We start from the raw sequence: 651 nt of genomic DNA on the forward strand, positions 1-651 counted from the left end.
GATGTGGTTGAGGATTAGTTCGTGGTTAAACATGGGGATAGTCTGTTGGGTATTAGCTGGTCAAGGATGGCGATCATACCTCAGAAGCCGCGCCACGCCTCGCTCATATGAGGGGATGGTTAAGCTCAGGGATGCAAGATGCGATATCAAAACTCGATCTATAAAAAAAATGGTCAAATGTTTCTCCATGAGTTTTCAACCAAAAGCTGTAGAAAAATCGGAGCGAGATCAGGTCATTTCTCTGCGTACTAAATCTCGTCTTAGACAACTGATTGAGCAGGTAGATCGTTCCAAACAACACAGGCAGAGTTGTTACATCATCGACCAGCACTGTGACATGTTGCCGATCACGCCTGATGTGGTAGTTGGTGTATGTCATCAGTTGCTCAGATCCAAAGTCGCTTTTAATGAAGTTAAGTTAAGTAGCAAAACTCAAAATCTGCAAGTGCTCTAGGATGTAGCTAAGTGATTGATCTGATCCAACTCATGAACTTATCTTAAGTTCAGTATATTTAACATAATATACATTATGCGCAGTCAATTTATGCCAGTCGCTAGGGGTCGCAAACACAACCAGCGCAAGGGCTACAGCTGTGCCAGCTCCTTTTGTGTACTTCGCCAGGATGTCGTACCAAGCCCGTTTCAGCTCGG

The 651-nt window shown here is 44.2% G+C and carries 1 protein-coding gene; it reads left to right on the forward strand.

Annotated features, from left to right (window positions below):
- The coding region (locus tag ACLHZ1_RS20550; protein WP_427263536.1) for a hypothetical protein at positions 1–454 on the forward strand (454 nt) is incomplete at its 5' end.
- Positions 455–651: the final 197 nt, after the last annotated feature.

Origin of the sequence: Aeromonas sobria (assembly GCF_050266975.1) — a bacterium.
GTDB classification, from domain to species: Bacteria; Pseudomonadota; Gammaproteobacteria; order Enterobacterales; family Aeromonadaceae; genus Aeromonas; species Aeromonas sobria_B.